At 71.1% G+C, this 15,353-nt stretch carries 11 protein-coding genes; 3 read left to right on the top strand and 8 right to left on the bottom strand.

All coding sequences use genetic code 11. The features are described from left to right. Positions 1 to 84: 84 nt before the first annotated feature. The 3 genes from pepN to ACWFRU_RS00510 are packed head-to-tail and all read right to left on the bottom strand — an operon-like array spanning position 85 to position 3,920. A complete protein-coding gene (gene pepN / locus ACWFRU_RS00500) occupies positions 85 to 2,616 on the bottom strand; it encodes an aminopeptidase N (RefSeq protein ID WP_453683560.1) in 2,532 nt (843 codons plus the stop codon). Positions 2,617 to 2,664: 48 nt separating this feature from the next. Then, a complete protein-coding gene (locus ACWFRU_RS00505) occupies positions 2,665 to 3,000 on the bottom strand; it encodes a chorismate mutase (RefSeq protein WP_453683561.1) in 336 nt (111 codons plus the stop codon). A gap of 11 nt (positions 3,001 to 3,011) precedes the next feature. Then, positions 3,012 to 3,920, bottom strand: a complete 909-nt coding sequence (locus tag ACWFRU_RS00510; protein WP_453683562.1) for a helix-turn-helix domain-containing protein — start codon at positions 3,918 to 3,920, stop codon at positions 3,012 to 3,014. 148 nt (positions 3,921 to 4,068) lie between these two features. On the opposite strand from ACWFRU_RS00510, the gene ACWFRU_RS00515 reads away from it, so the two are divergent. Continuing rightward, positions 4,069 to 5,859: a glycoside hydrolase family 35 protein gene (locus ACWFRU_RS00515; protein WP_453683563.1), complete on the top strand. Its 1,791-nt coding sequence runs from the start codon at positions 4,069 to 4,071 to the stop codon at positions 5,857 to 5,859. Positions 5,860 to 5,953: 94 nt separating this feature from the next. On the opposite strand, the gene ACWFRU_RS00520 is transcribed toward ACWFRU_RS00515, so the two are convergent. Both ACWFRU_RS00520 and ACWFRU_RS00525 read right to left on the bottom strand, forming a co-directional pair. Then, the gene (locus ACWFRU_RS00520; RefSeq protein WP_453683564.1) at positions 5,954 to 9,040 is read right to left on the bottom strand and encodes an endo-alpha-N-acetylgalactosaminidase family protein; all 3,087 of its coding nucleotides are present in this window, start codon (positions 9,038 to 9,040) and stop codon (positions 5,954 to 5,956) included. Positions 9,041 to 9,221: 181 nt separating this feature from the next. Next, on the bottom strand, positions 9,222 to 10,019 hold the full coding sequence (locus ACWFRU_RS00525; protein ID WP_453683565.1) for a S1 family peptidase: 798 nt from the start codon (positions 10,017 to 10,019) through the stop codon (positions 9,222 to 9,224). 224 nt (positions 10,020 to 10,243) lie between these two features. Between ACWFRU_RS00525 and ACWFRU_RS00530 the strand changes: the two genes are divergently transcribed. After that, entirely contained in the window at positions 10,244 to 11,152 is a 909-nt protein-coding gene (locus tag ACWFRU_RS00530; protein WP_453683566.1) for a hypothetical protein, read from the top strand. Between the two features lie 27 nt (positions 11,153 to 11,179). Here the strand turns inward: ACWFRU_RS00530 and ACWFRU_RS00535 are convergent, their stop codons facing one another. The 3 genes from ACWFRU_RS00535 to ACWFRU_RS00545 form a co-directional block, all read right to left on the bottom strand. Beyond that, positions 11,180 to 12,037 (bottom strand): pentapeptide repeat-containing protein, encoded by an 858-nt coding sequence (locus ACWFRU_RS00535; protein WP_453683567.1) that lies wholly within the window; start codon positions 12,035 to 12,037, stop codon positions 11,180 to 11,182. Positions 12,038 to 12,100: 63 nt separating this feature from the next. Then, positions 12,101 to 13,759 (bottom strand): DEAD/DEAH box helicase, encoded by a 1,659-nt coding sequence (locus ACWFRU_RS00540; protein WP_453683568.1) that lies wholly within the window; start codon positions 13,757 to 13,759, stop codon positions 12,101 to 12,103. Between the two features lie 94 nt (positions 13,760 to 13,853). Continuing rightward, entirely contained in the window at positions 13,854 to 14,057 is a 204-nt protein-coding gene (locus tag ACWFRU_RS00545) for a cold-shock protein (RefSeq protein WP_037661310.1), read from the bottom strand. 325 nt (positions 14,058 to 14,382) lie between these two features. Between ACWFRU_RS00545 and ACWFRU_RS00550 the strand changes: the two genes are divergently transcribed. Then, positions 14,383 to 15,330: a tyrosine-protein phosphatase gene (locus tag ACWFRU_RS00550; RefSeq protein WP_453683569.1), complete on the top strand. Its 948-nt coding sequence runs from the start codon at positions 14,383 to 14,385 to the stop codon at positions 15,328 to 15,330. Positions 15,331 to 15,353: the final 23 nt, after the last annotated feature.

Raw genomic sequence — 15,353 nt, forward strand, 5'->3', positions numbered from 1 at the left:
CCGTTCCCCGCGCCCCTGTCGGGGCGCGGGTGCTGTCTCAGACCTGCGGGTGCGACGTGGCTTGGTGCGCCGTTCCCCGCATCCCTATCGGGGCGCCTGGTTCGCCTCCCGTACTCGCAACGCCCTTGCCAGGTCGTCTAGTTGGTCCGTCAGTTTGCGGCGTAGGGCGGGGATGGGGTTGGCGTTGTGGAGGGTTTCCTTGCCCAGGCGGAGTGTTTCGGGGTTTACCGACGAGGCGGGGAAGGCCCAGCGGCCCGCTACGTCGGCGATGGCGGGGCCGCGGCGGGCCGCGAGGGTGACCGCGTCCGTGAAGTAGCGGGGGACGTACTCCCGTACGAGATCGGCCTGTTCGGGCTGCCAGAAGCCCTGGGCGGTGGCGGTGAGGAGGTAGTTGGAGAGGTCGTCGGAGGCGAACATCGCCTCCCAGGCGCGGCGCTTGGCCTCCGGGTCGGGCAGCGCGGCACGGCAGCGGGCCGCGCCCTCCTGCCCGGTGGCGCTGGGGTCACGCTCCAGCTCGGCGGCGATCGCGGACTCGTCGGCGGCACCGAGGACGGCGAGGCGGGTCAGGACACGCCAGCGCAGCTCCGGGTCGAGTTCGGGCCCGCCGGGGACGGTGCCCTCGGAGAGCCACTCCTGAAGCGGGTCGGGCCGCGACGCCACGTCGATGAGGCCGCGCACGGCGGTGAGCCGCAGGCCCGCGTGGGAGCCGTCCTCCGTGCGCCGGATCAGGTCGCGGCACAGCTCGGTGAGCGTGGTGAGGGCGACCGGTCGCAGCGCCGGGGGCAGGAAGCGGTCCGCGACATAGGTGGAGGCGAAGGCCAGGACGCCCTGGACGAGGGCGAGGTCGGTCTCGTCGGGCAGATGGGCGCGGGCCGTCTCCAGGTAGGCCATGCCGTCGAGTTCGCCGTCGCGCACCATGTCGCGCAGGCTGTTCCACAGGACGGCGCGGGTGAGCGCGTCCGGGACGCGGGAGAGGCTGCGCAGGGCCGTCTCCATGGAGTGCTCGTCGAGGCGGATCTTGGCGTACGTGAGGTCCTGGTCGTTGGGGACGATCAGGGCGGGGCGCCCGCCGTCACGCGGCGCGGTGGCCCCGGTGTGGGGGACGTCCCGCTCGTACCGCTCGCGCAGCACCAGGCCCTGGGGGTCGGTGAGGTCGCGGTCGTACACGCCGACGGCGACGCGGTGGGGGCGGCTGCCGTCGCGGTCGACGGACAGGGTCCACTCCCGGGCGTCGTGCGTGACCGTGGAGGTGAGCGTGTCGACGCCGGTGGTGCGCAGCCAGGCGTCGGCCCAGCCGTGCACGTCGCGGTCGGTGTTGTGCGCGAGGGACTCGATGAAGTCGGCGAGGGTGGCGTTGGAGAACTTGTGCCGGGCGATGTGGGTGTTGATGCCGGCGAGGAAGTCCTTCTCGCCGAGCCAGGCGACGAGTTGGCGCAGGGCGGAGGCGCCCTTGGCGTACGAGATGCCGTCGAAGTTGAGCATCGCGGACGCGGTGTCGGGCACGGCGTCCGGGTCGGGGGCGACGGGGTGCGTGGAGGGACGCTGGTCGGCGTCGTACCCCCAGGCCTTGCGGGCGACGCCGAAGTCCGTCCAGGTGTCCGCGAAGCTGGTGGCCTCGGCGGTGGTCTGGAAGCCCATGTACTCGGCGAAGGACTCGTTCAGCCAGATGTCGTCCCACCACCGCAGGGTGACGAGGTCGCCGAACCACATGTGGGCCATCTCGTGGGCGATGACCATGGCGCGGGTCTGCCGCTCGGTCTCGGTGACGGCGGAGCGGTAGATGAACTCGTCGCGAAAGGTGACGAGTCCGGGGTTCTCCATCGCGCCCGCGTTGAACTCCGGGACGAACGCCTGGTCGTACGAGTCGAAGGGGTAGGGCTCCTCGAACTTCTCGTGGTACCGGTCGTAGCACGCGCGCGTGACGTCGAGGATCTCGTCGGCGTCGGCCTCCAGGAAGGGGGCGAGCGAGCGGCGGCAGTGGATGCCGAAGGGCAGCCCGCGGTGCTCGGTGCGGACCGAGTGCCAGGGCCCCGCGGCGACCGCGACGAGGTACGTGGAGATCAGCGGGGTGGCCGCCGCGCGCCACGTCCCGTCGCCGAGGTGCTCGGTGACGCCGTTCGCCAGGACCGTCCAGCCTTCCGGGGCGGTGACGGTCAGTTCGAAGACGGACTTCAGGTCGGGCTGGTCGAAGGCGGCGAAGACCCGCTGCACGTCCTCCATGAAGAGCTGCGTGTACGTGTACGTCTCGCCGTCCGTGGGGTCGGTGAAGCGGTGCATGCCCTCGCCCGTGTGCGAGTACCGCATGGCCGCGTCGACGCGCAGCTCGTGCTCGCCCGGGGTGAGCCCGGTGAGCGCGAGCCGGTTCTCGACGAGGCCCCCGGGGTCGAGGGCCCGCCCGTCCAGGGTCACGGAGCGCAGCTCGGCGGGCTTCAGCTCGACGAAGGTGTCCGCCGTGGCCGCGGGGCCGCCGGCGGACTCCCCGAGCACCGTGAACCGGATGACGGTGCGGGAGTCGAAGGTCTCGGCTCCCCGGGTCAGGTCGAGCTCGACCGTGTACCGCTGGACGTCGATGAGCCGGGCTCGGGTCTGCGCTTCGTCGCGCGTCAGTACGGGCATGGCTCCATGCTGCCTGATGTCACCGACAAGCAGTCCCGGTGGTCCGCTTCACGACGACTTGGCGATCGTCTCGTGGTGGCGGATGACCTCCGCGATGATGAAGTTGAGCAGCTTCTCGGCGAACGCCGGATCCAGCTTCGCGCTCTCCGCGAGCTCGCGGAGCCGGGCGATCTGCCGGGCCTCGCGGTCCGGGTCGGCGGGCGGAAGGTGGTGGTTGGCCTTCAGGTGGCCGACCTGCTGGGTGCACTTGAAGCGCTCGGCGAGCATGTGGACGACGGCGGCGTCGATGTTGTCGATGCTGTCGCGCAGGCGGGACAGCTCGGCGCGCACGGCCTCGTCCGCGGCCCCGGTGCCGTTCGCGTCACTTGTGTGGCTGGTGGTCATGGTCCACGAGCCTACGTTGCCTGTCCTTCGCCACCGACGGCGGAAGAGCGCAGAATCGGCGGGTGGTCCGGGTCGGGAATCTGCTGCGACCAGCCGCCGGGTACCGCGCGTCCCTGCTGCTCACGGAAGCGCACGGGCGCCGTGCCCACGCGGCGCGTGAAGAGCCGCGAGAAGTAGGCGGGGTCGTCGTAGCCGACGCGGCGCGCGACGGCCGCGACCGGGAGCTCCGTGGCCGCGAGGAGTTCCTTGGCGCGTCCCAGGCGGATGCCGAGGAGGTAGTCTTTGGGGCTGCAGCCCGCGCCCCTGCGCACCGCCGTGCGCAGCTCCGCGGGTGTCATGCCGTGCCGTGCCGCGTGCCCCGCGACGGAAAGTGGCTGGAAGGCGTCGCGGGCCAGCGCCTGGAGGACCGGGTCGCCGTCGGGGGCGATGTCGGCGCGGGCCCTGCGCAGCGCGACGAGCAGTTCGTGGACGGCGGCGCCCGTCTCGACCTCCAGGAGCGGATTGCCGCGCCGTGCGGCGCGCGCGATGCGTCCGACGGCGGCCCGCGCCCCGGTGGCGTCGGAGAGCGGCACCACGGGCCGGTCGGGTTCGATGTAGCCGAGTTCGGTGTACGTCGTCGTGGCGGGCCCGGTGAAGTCGACGAAGCACTCGTCCCAGCCGGTCTCCGGGTCGGGCCCGTAGTGGTGGCGCACTCCGGGGGTGAGCCAGATCAGCGCGGGCGCCGTCACCGTCGTACGCCTGCCGTCGGGGTTCTGGAACCAGCCGCCGCCCGCGCTGATGACGACGGCCACGTGGTGGTCGAGGGTGCGCGGGCCCACGGTCGGCAGGAGGCCGTGCTGCAGGCCGACCCCGAGGCAGGCGAGGCCGAGGCGGTGGTGGGCCGGGCTCGGCGTGAAATACCGCATCCACGTGTGGTACATCCGCTGGTGCCCCCTTCGTCCGGTCGCGTCCGGGCCGTGGCCCGCTCGCTGCGTCCAACCCGCCTAGATCTTTGTCCATGGACCCTGCCGCCCGCCAGAGGTGATCGTGACGGAGGGGTCATGTGAGCGAGAGGGACACAGGGAAAAGATGAACGGCTTCAGGGTGGGCGAGGACGACTTCGAGCTGGACGGGCGGCCCGTTCGGCTGCTCTCCGGTGCGCTGCACTACTTCCGGGTGCATGAGGCGCAGTGGGGCCACCGTCTGGCGATGCTGCGTGCCATGGGGCTCAACTGCGTGGAGACGTACGTCCCGTGGAACCTGCACGAGCCGCGTCCCGGCGAGTACAGCGACGTCGAGGCGCTCGGCCGTTTCCTGGACGCCGCCCGGGACGCGGGCCTGTGGGCGATCGTGCGGCCCGGACCGTACATCTGCGCCGAGTGGGAGAACGGCGGGCTTCCGCACTGGCTGACGGGTGCGGTGGGGTCGCGCGCGCGTACTCGCGACGCGGAGTATCTGGGGCACGTGGACCGCTGGTTCGGCCGTCTCCTGACGCAGGTCGTCCCGCGTCAGCACGACCGGGGCGGTCCCGTGATCATGGTGCAGGTGGAGAACGAGTACGGCAGTTACGGCTCGGACCAGGTCTACCTCCGCCATCTCGCCGGCCTGCTGCGGGCCGAGGGCGTGACCATGCCCCTGTTCACCTCCGACGGCCCCGAGGACCACATGCTGACCGGCGGCTCCGTCCCCGGTGTCCTGGCGACGGCCAACTTCGGCTCGCAGGCCCGCGCGGGCTTCGAGACGCTGCGCGCGCACCGTCCGAAGGGGCCGTTGATGTGCATGGAGTTCTGGTGCGGCTGGTTCGACCACTGGGGCGCCGGGCCTGTCGTGCGGGACGCGGCCGACGCCGCGGACGCGCTGCGGGAGATCCTGGAGTGCGGGGCCTCGGTCAACGTCTACATGGCGCACGGCGGCACGAACTTCGCCGGGTGGGCGGGGGCGAACCGGGGCGGCGGCGCCCTGCACGACGGTGTCCTGGAGCCGGACGTCACCTCGTACGACTATGACGCGCCCATCGACGAGTTCGGGCGCCCCACGGAGAAGTTCTGGCTCTTCCGTGAGGTGCTCGCCCCGTATGTGGAGGGGCCGCTGCCGGAGCCGCCCGTGCCGCTGCCCGCGCTCGGGGAGCGTGCCTCGGTCGGTCTGCCGGAGTGGGCGCCGCTGTCCGCCGTCATGGACGCGCTCGGCGGCCCGTTCGCGGAATACGCCGTACCGCCCACCTTCGAAGAGCTCGACGTGGACCGCGGCCTCGTCCAGTACACGCTGACCGTGCCGGGCCCGCGGCAGCCCTATCCACTGCGGGTGCGGGGCCTGCGGGACCTGGCCGTGGTGTACGTGGACGGGGTGCGGGCCGGTGTCCTGACCGAGGAGGAACCGGCTCTGGCCGAGCCCGTCGCGGGGCACGCGCGCGTGGAGCTGTGGGTGGAGTCCCTGGGGAGGGTCAACTACGGGCCGCGGACCGGCGAGGCGAAGGGCGTCACCGGCGGGGTGCTGCACGAGCGGCAGTACCTGCACGGGGTGCGGGCGAGGGGGCTGCGGCTCGACGCGTTCTCCTCGGCGGAGGCGGTCAGGGGGGTGCCTGCCACCGGGGCCGAGGGCGGGCGCCCGGGGCTCCACCGGGGCTCGGCGGTGGTCCGTGGCGCCGGGGACGCGGTGCTGGAACTGCCGGGCTGGGCACGGGGGTTCGCGTGGGTGAACGGCTTCAATCTGGGCCGGTACTGGTCCGTGGGGCCGCAGTCCTCGCTGTACGTCCCCGGGGCGGTGCTCCGGGAGGGGCAGAACGAGGTGTGGGTGCTTGAGCTGGAGGGGGCGGCCGAGGCGGGAGCGGTCTCCCTCTCCCCCCTCCCACCCCTTCCCGAGGCCGGTTCCGCCGGGCGGTGAGCACCGGCCGGTGAGCGCCGGCCGGTGAGCGCCAGCGGGTGAGCACCGGCCTCGACGCCGGGCGGGCCGGGGGCTCGGCCCGCCCGGCGGAGCGTCAGGCCTCCCGCGCCTCTCGCACCTCGAAGGCGTCCAGCGCGAACTCGGCGGTCCCGTCGTCCCCGGTCTTGCGCAGTCCGACCCACGCCTCGCCCTTGGCGGGGGCGGTGAACTCGTAGGTCAGGACGGTGGGTCCGGTCGCGACAGGCAGTTCCTTGCGGTCGAGCTCACGGGCCGCGGGCTCGTCGACGGCGGTGATCCACGCGTACTGCCCCGCCTTCTCGTTCTCGTACCGGAACGAGACGCGGTAGCGCTTGCCCGCCTCGAAGCGGACGGTGTGCGGGACGGTGCGGTAGACGAGCCCGGCGTTCTCGCCGCGTGACTTGAGGGACTGCGAGCCGTCGATGACGTCATCGATGACCTTGCCGTTCCAGCCTCGCTGCGTGTAGGGGGCGTGCCGTTGCGCGATGTGCGTGCGCGGGTCGGTGACGTTCCCGGCGTCGCCCTTCACGAACGGCCCCCAGCCCTGCGGCACGTGCTCGAAGTCCTCGGAGACGAGCCTGCCCTCTCCGAGGGCGCCGCCTCGCGTGGTGGCGACGATCCGTACGTTGTCGAAGCGCACGCGCGCGTGACCCGCGTCGGCCCGCAGCGTCAGCTCGGCGGGGCCGCCGCCCTCGGGGACGGTGAAGGGCACGGACATCCGCTGGAAGCGGGTGCCGTGCTTGCGGTCGGCCGCCACGTAGTTGCCCGCCGTCGAGGTCCGCGTCCAGTTGGCCGCGGTGACACCGTCGGCGGTGCGCACCTCCAGGACGGCCTTGCGCTCGTCGCCCGCCTTCTCCCCGACCTCGACCTGCACGGAGGCGACGTACGCTCCCGCCTTCAGGCGGCGCAGCCGCTGGCCGACGGCTGCCTTGCCGCCCGGGGCGATGACGAGCTCGTGGTCACCGAGCTTGCTGAGCTCCACGGACGCGGGCCCGGAGACCTTCCACCCCCGCAAGGACCCGGAGTTGAAGCCGGGGTCGTGCAGAGGGGTGGCCTGCCCCCAGCCGGGGTCGGGCAACGCGGCGGCGCGCCGGCGGTAGAGGACGTAGGGCTGCTTGGCCTTGGCGTCGAGGGTGACCTTGCCGCCGCGCACCGGAACATCGGCGACGAAGACCCGCCCCTGGTCGGTGAGCCGGTACAGCGCGACCTTCGAGAGCCCGGACCAGCCGCGCGGCAGCCGCCAACTCCCCTTACCGCCCTTGGGGTTGTAGTGATAGAGCTTGCCGGGGTCGGTGGCCTTGCGGGGTTCCCAGGGCAGCAAATAGCTGCCCCCTTCATAGACGACACGGCCGTCGGTCACGATCCGGCGGGTGCCGTCCGCGTCGGAGACCGTCGTCCCGCCCTCCCCGAAGAAACTGATCTCGTGCTCCCCCCAGGTCTTGATGGGGTAAGCCTGGAGATATTTCGCGGGCAGCGAGTCCGTCCAGATCAGATCGCAGAAATACGACCAGTCGGTCTTGCCGACCCACCCCTCGAAATTGCCCATGCGGGCAATGCCCAGAAGGGTCGGCCATTTGTCGGCGAACACGTCCTTCTGGTGGTTCCGGATAAAGCGGATGAGCCGCGAGTTGATGCCCCGGGATGTGTCGGGGCCGTAATCCGGTTCCGTCGCCCAGTGCGACCAGACGGAAGAGCGCTCGAAGCCGTGCCCCCATTCGCTGGTGACGATCCACCCCTGCTCGCGCAGGGCGCGCTGCAATCGGTCGGACGTCCACCCGGATTCGCGGAACACGTCGATGTAGAGGGCGTTGAGCCCGCCGTCTGCCTCATCCCGCAGATCGGCGAACCGCTTGACGATGTCACCGGAGACCAGGTCCCTGCGCTGGTCGATGCGGTAGCTCTGATCCAGCCAGTCCCACTGTTCATTCGCCTTGTCGACGAGCTTCTCGGAGAAGGCGTTCGCCACGGGATAGGACTCCGTGGCGTTCACATGCACACTGAAGTCGCTGTTCCACTTCTTGCCTTCCCTGACCAGGGTGTTGAGGTCGTCGAGGCCGCCCGCACGCGTGTTGTAGTTGCCCGCGTAATCGGGGTGCGCGGAGTCGTGGCCCTCGGACTGATAGCCCTTGAGCAGCGTGTACTGGCGCAGCCCGTCCGTCGCCAGATGGATCCGCTTGACGTTGTCGAGGGTCGTCAGGAACGGATTCGTCGCCTGCGAGGCGAAGTTGAACGGAATGTGCGGGACGACGCGCAGATGCTGTTCGTCCGCGCCGAGCGGCTTCACCATGATGTCGCGGAACGCGATGGCGGCGTCCTGCCAGTCGACCTTGCCGTCGCCGTTGCGGTCGCCGGTGATGACGACGGTGGCGTACGGAAGGGGCTCGGTGTCGCCGAGGGCGGCGGTGGCCGCGCGGTACGTCCACTGGCCGGGGGTCAGCCGGGCCTCCACGTACCCGCTCTTCCTGACGGTCTCCCGCCAGAGGCGGCCGTTGTCCCAGGTCGTCCCGGCCTCAGTGGTGGGCTTGTCGTAGACGGTGTTGGTCTCGACGGCGCCGCCCAGCGTGTCGTGCGCGACGACGGCGTACGCGCATCCGGTGGCCGCTTCGGCGGCGGTGCCCGGGGACAGCTTGACCTCGGTGTCCCCGCTCTTGGCCTTGTCGAGCTGGACCCTGGCGGCCAGCAGGGTGGCGCCCGGCTGATCACTGCGTACGGCGAGCAGGGCGAGCCCGGGGATGCGGAGCGTGCCCACGCGCAGCGCGTCGGTGTCGTCGATCTCCGTCACCCGCCACCGCACCTGGCGCCCCTCGACGGCGATCTCGACGGTGAGGGTGGTCCCGCCGCCGAGCGCGAGGACGTACTCGGCCCGGTCGTCCCCGTCGCCGCCGAAGGTCACCCTCGGGGTGTGCGGCACGTCGTCCACCAGGAGCGTGGTGACGGCCTCCGGCTGTGCGTGCAGGACCGCCTTGGAGGCGCGGTCCATGTACGAGACGACGCGGGGGAAGTCGGTGGCGACGCGTACCTCCAGGTCGGCGGAGCGAAGGACGGCTTCGCCTGCCGCGGCGGTCGCGGTGCCCCCGAGGCCGATGGCGGCGCTCACCCCGGCCAGCGCGCCCGTGGCGACTACGGCTCTGCGGCTCGGTCCGGACGTGTCTGACGGCTGCATGGCACCCCTCCGTGGGACGGAATTCGGTGCGGTCACCCTGCGCCGGAAGGGACTGGTGCGCCCATGGACAAAGGGGAGGCAGGTCTTGGACTAACGGGGTTCCGCAGGCCCGGCGGCCGGGGGCGGGCACACGAACGCGGGGCCCGGCCAGCACTGGTCGGACCCCGCGTCCAGGGGAACCTCAGAGTTCCGACGCCGCCTTCTCTATGTCACCGGCGAAGGTCGACACCTCGGTGTAGACACCGGGGAACTTGGGCTGCGCGCACCCGTTGCCCCAGCTGACGATGCCCACCTGGATGTACTCACCGGCCTCGTCCTTGCGGAACATGGGGCCGCCGGAGTCACCCTGGCAGGTGTCCACGCCACCCTCCGCCAGCTTCCCGGCGCAGAGCTCCTCACCGGGCGTGAGGTCGGCGCCGTACGCGGCCTCGCAGTCCGCGTCGCTCACGAAGGGCACCTTCGCCTTGAGGAGGTGACGCTGCTGCTCGCCGCCCTCCTTGTCGGCACCCCAGCCGGCGATGTCGAACTCGCCCTCGTTGTACTTGGTGTCCTTGGCGATCTTCAGCGTGGGCTGGTCGATCGGCTTCTCCAGCTTGATGAGCGCCCAGTCCTTGCCCTTGCCGTTGTAACCCGGCGCCTGCAGGACCTTCGTGGACTTCACCTTGATCGCGTCGGGGCTCTCCAGGTCCACGACACCGCCGGTGGCGGTGATGCTCGTGTTGTCACCGGAGCCGTCCACGCAGTGGGCGGCGGTCAGCACGACGTCCTGGGCGTACAGCGCGCCGCCGCAGCCCATCGACAGACGGACCATGAACGGGAATTCACCCTGCTCGGCGGGGGTGCCGCCGACCACGCGCTCGCCCGGGGTGGGGCCCGGGTGCGGGGCCGCGGAGGCGGCGAAGGGCTGGAGGCTGACGGCGGCGAGGGCGATGGCACCGAGGGTGGCGGCTCTCTTGACTCCACGCAGCTTGGTGTTCAACGGGTACTCCTTCGTGGGGGGTTCGTGGGGGGTTTCGTGGGGGGTTGCACGCAACGGCGGAAATGGCATGAGCCCGCCAAAGCGTTGGGTCGGATTATGGAGATCGGTGTCCGCATAGAGCAAGGGGCGGTTTTCGGCCAGCACCGCCCGCGTCACCTGGTTCCGCCGACAGGGACCCGCCTTACAGTGGAGGCGAGTTGAGGACGTCTCCAGGGGGTGCCGGCATGACGGACGGCGGGCCGGTGGTGCACGGATACCCCCACCTGGACACGGTGCGCTCCGCGATCACCGCGCTCTACAAACGCCTGTCGTACGACACCGTCCACACCTTCGGCACCAGCGTCGCCCCCGCCGACGTCGCCTTCTCCGACCAGGACGACCTGCATCTGGGCGTGCAGCGCGTGGCCCGCGAGCTGGTGCGCCACCTGCGGCTTCCGGACGCCCGCGTGATCGTCAGCTTCCGCGGGATGGAACACGCCGCGAACGTCGAACTCACCGCCGGGCCCGAGTACTTCATCGAACTCAACGACCGGTTCCGCACACACCGCAGGGACATCGGCGCGGCGCTCGCCCACGAGATCATGCACGTGTATCTGCACCGGCTTGATCTGGTGTTCCCCGGCACACGCGACAACGAGATCCTCACGGACACCGCCACCACGTATCTGGGGGCGGGGTGGCTCCTTCTGGACGCCTACCGTGAGGACGGCGCCTCGTCCCAGAAGCTCGGCTATCTCACGCCGGAGGAGTTCGGGTACGTCCTGGCCAAGCGAGCCATCGCCTTCGGTGAGGCACCGGAGACATGGTTCACGAGCGCGCAGGCGTACACCGCCTACACCAAGGGCCTCGAGCAGGCCCGGCGCGACGAACAGCAGCCACCGCTGACGGCCGCGGGGTGGGCGGGAAAACGGCGGTACGCGAAGGACCGGCGGCATGCGCTCGGCTCCGGTGGACCGGGGTCTCCCGCCGGGGGCGCTTCGTACTCCTTCTCCCGCGGGTCAGGCGGGGCCGCCGAGCCGCTGCGGGTGTCGTTCCCCTGCCCCACGTGTCAGCAGCGGATCCGGTTGCCTGCCCGGGGGCGGATGCGGGCGCGGTGCACCTTGTGCCGGACGGTGCTCGAGTGCGATACGTGAAGCCCTGAGCTCAGGCCGGGGCGTGACCTAGCCCCAGTGCGCGGGGCGGGCCAGGGCCGGCGGCAGTTGCGTCTCCGCGTCGCCCTTCGCCGCGTTCACCTGCGACTGGGTCAGGAAGATGCTGCCGGTGAGGTCCGCGCCCCGCAGGTCCGCGTCCCGGAAGTCGGCGCCGATCAGGTCGGTCTGCCGCAGGTCGGCGCCGCGGAGATCGGCGGCGATGAGGCAGGCGCCGCGGAGGGTGACACCGCGAAGGTCGGCGCCGCGGAGACGGGCGCCGAAGAGGTCGGCTCCCCTGCGGTCCTTCTTCTTCCTGCGGATGTCCGCGCGCACCAGGTCACTGGTGCGCAGGAGCAGGACGTTGACGTCCGCACGGTGTGCGGCCACGTCCGTCCCGGCCACTTCGGCCGGGGTGCCCTGGGTGAGGTGCTCGGTCTTCTGGAGCGCGCTTTGGAGCTCCGCCCGGATCGGGCTGGTCTGGGGAAGGGCGATCGCCTCGGTCAAGTACCAGAGCAGTTCGTGCAGTTGGCGCATCACCGGGAGGACGTCGAACATCTGGCGGGCGGAGGAAGGGTCCTGCCGCCAGTCGACGCCGCCGTAGGTGGTCTGGGAAACCTTCTGCCCGGCGCCGAAGCAGTCGTAGACCGTGCAGCCCGAGTAGCCCTTCGGACGCAGCTTCTCGTGGATGCCGCAGCCGAAGTCCTGCCGGAGGTTGGTGCAGGGGGTCCCGGCCGCCTTGTCGACGGGAAAGTCCGAGGACTTGGAGAAGGTGAGGGCCACGCAGCAGAGCCCGAAGCAACTCCCGCAGTCGGCACGCAGATCCTGCCGCTCGTCGCTGTCGACGACGGGCAGGAGCTGACGCCGGGGGCGCTTCTCGTTGTCAGTCATCAGATCCTCCCTTGCAGAGCACCCGCCCCGGCGGGGGGCCAAGCCCCCCGCCGGGGTCACGCACTACGCCGCCTTGCGCCCCGCGCCCCCGGCGGGGCGACCACCACGCCGGGAACGGCCGCCACCGGCCCCGCCACCGGCGGAGGGGCGGCCCCCACCGGCTGACGGCCTGCCGCCCTGGGACTGGGACTGGGAGCGCGGCTGGGACTGGGACCGGGACTGACCCTGACCACCCTGGGACTGCGACTGTCCCCGCCCCTGGGGGCGCGAGCGGCGCTGGCCCTGGCCTCCCCCGCCCTGCCCGGCGGGACGCCCGCGCCGAGCCCGCTGCGGCGAGGCCTGCTGCTGCTGCGGAACCTCGATCACCACCGGCACCCCGGAAGGCTCACGCGCCCCGGTGATACGGGAGAGTTCCTCGTCCGTGGACTTCACCCGCGCCGTCTTCGGGTTGATCTCCGCGTCGGACATCAGACGCGCCATCTCCCGCTTCTCGTCCGGCAGGACGAGGGTGACGACACTGCCGGACTCACCGGCACGCGCCGTACGCCCGCCGCGGTGGAGGTAGTCCTTGTGGTCGGTGGGCGGGTCGACGTTCACGACGAGGTCGAGGTCGTCGACGTGGATGCCGCGGGCCGCCACGTTCGTGGCGACCAGCGCGGTGACCTGCCCGGTCTTGAACTGGTCCAGGGTCCGGTTGCGCTGCGGCTGCGAGCGGCCGCCGTGCAGCCCGGAGGCCCGTACACCGTTGGCGAGCAGCCGCTTGGTGAAGCGGTCCACCGCGCGCTTGGTGTCCAGGAACATGATCACCCGGCCCTCACGGGCGGCGATCCGCAGGGCGACGGCCTTCTTGTCGGTCTCGTCCTGCACGTACAGGACGTGGTGCTCCATCGTCGTGACCGCGCCCGCGGACGGGTCGACCGAGTGCACCACCGGGTCGGTGAGGAACATCCGGACCAGGCGGTCGATGTTCTTGTCGAGCGTCGCGGAGAAGAGCATCGTCTGACCGCCCTGCTCCACCTGCTTCAGGAGCGCGGTGACCTGCGGCATGAAGCCCATGTCGGCCATCTGGTCGGCCTCGTCGAGGACCGTCGTGCGCACCTGCGAGAGATCGGCGTCGCCGCGCTCGATGAGGTCCTTGAGACGGCCGGGCGTCGCCACCATGATCTCGGCGCCGCGGCGCAGCGTCCCCGCCTGCTTGGTGATGGACAGGCCGCCGACCACCGTCGACATGCGCAGGTTCACGGACGTCGCGTACGGCGTCAGGGCGTCCGTCACCTGCTGCGCGAGCTCACGCGTGGGGACCAGGACCAGGGCGAGGGGTGAGCGCGGCTCGGCGCGGCGGCCCGCGGTGCGGGCGAGCAGCGCGAGGCCGAAGGCGAGGGTCTTGCCGGAGCCGGTGCGGCCACGGCCCAGGATGTCGCGGCCCGCGAGGGAGTTGGGGAGGGTGGCTGCCTGGATCGGGAAGGGCTCGGTCACGCCCTGCGCGGCCAGCGTCTTCAGGAGGGCCTCGGGCATGTCCAGGTCGGCGAACGCCTCGACCGCGGGCAGCGCGGGCTCGATGCTCTCGGGCAGCGCGAATTCACCGCCGACGGGCCTGGGCTTGGCGCGGCCCGGCTTCTTCGCGGCGCCCTTCGCCTGGCCGCCGCCGGCCACCGGGGCCTTTCCGCGTGCGTTCGTGGAGCGCCTGCGGGCAGGACGCGCAGGGCGTTCGGAGCGATTCATACGGAAATGCCTTCCTGGACCTGGTGACAGCACAAGCCGGGACCCGCACCTTTCTGGTGCGGGCCCCGGCTATGAGGTTCGCGTGCTACGACGTTCAGGCGGGAACGATGTTCTCGGCCTGCAGGCCCTTCTGGCCCTGCGTGACGTCGAAGGAGACCTTCTGGCCCTCGAGGAGCTCACGGAAGCCCGAGGACGCGATGTTCGAGTAGTGGGCGAAGACGTCGGGGCCGCCGCCGTCCTGCTCGATGAAGCCGAAGCCCTTTTCCGAGTTGAACCACTTAACGGTGCCGGTTGCCATGTCAATCTCCTCAACAGGGGCAGAGTAAGGAAAGCCACGGAATTGTGGATTCCAAGCGCTGCAATGACCCCCATCCCGGAGAGAACCGGAAAAAAACAATAGTGCGCCTTCGGAGCATTCCCGTCAGGCGCACATAAAGTTCATGGGTACCAAAACTGCGACGCATAAGCCTAACACGGACGAGGGACCCGCTGTCCGCCCCGGGTCGTGAGATACCTGCCACGCGCACCTTCCTCCTTCACGAGCACCCCGCTACCTTCGACCAAACAATCGCTTGGTTGAGCGACGTGTGGCCATGGCGACCGCTCCCGAGGAAGGCGGCCCGATGCGCATCTCCCGAACCCGTACGGCAGTCGGAGTCGCGGTCTGCGCGCTCACGCTGAGCACGCTGCCCGCCTGGGCCGCGCACGCCGGGCCGACCGCCCCCGAGCGCGGCACCGCCCGCCATGCCCCGCACCACCCCGGGCCCGCGTACGACGGCATACGCCACATCCCCCTCCAGGGCGCCGTCAACGTACGGGACCTCGGTGGCCACCGCACCTACGACGGCGAGCGGGTCCGCCACGGCCAGGTCTTCCGCGCCGACGCCCTCACCAAGCTCACCGACGCCGATGTCGCCACCCTCGCCGGGCTCCGCCTGAAGAAGGTCGTCGACTTCCGGGTGCCCGCCGAGGTCCAGTACGACGGGCCCGACCGGCTGCCCGCCGGGCTCACCCCCACGGCCCGCCCCGTCAGCGACAACGGCCTCTTCACGACCCTGATGACCGTGATCGGCTCCCGGGACCCCGTCAAGCAGGAGGAGATGCTGGGCAACGGCAGGGCGGACGCCTTCATGCGCGACGTCTACCGCACCTTCGTCACCGACGGACCCAATCGCGCGCAGTTCGCGGCGACCCTGCGCGACATCGCGCACGGCGGCAAGGCGTCACCGCTGCTCTACCACTGCACGGCGGGCAAGGACCGCACCGGCTGGACCAGCTATCTGCTGCTGCGCGCCGTCGGCGTCCCCGAGCACACCGCCGTACGCGACTTCCTGGCGTCCAACACCTATCGCGCCGCGTACGACGCGAAGGTACGCGAGGGCCTGAAGCAGGGCGGTCTGATGCAGAACCCCGATCTGCTGATCCCGCTTCAGGAGGTCCGCACCGGCTATCTGGAGGCGGCGCAGACCGAGGTGAAGAAGGAGTACGGCAGCCTCAACGGCTATCTGAGGAAGGGACTCGGGCTTGATACGCGGACGATGCTCGCGCTGCGCCAGCGCATGGTCGGCTAACGGAATCGGCGGGCGGGCGCCGC

The sequence above is a fragment of the Streptomyces sp. NPDC055099 genome (genome assembly GCF_053607685.1).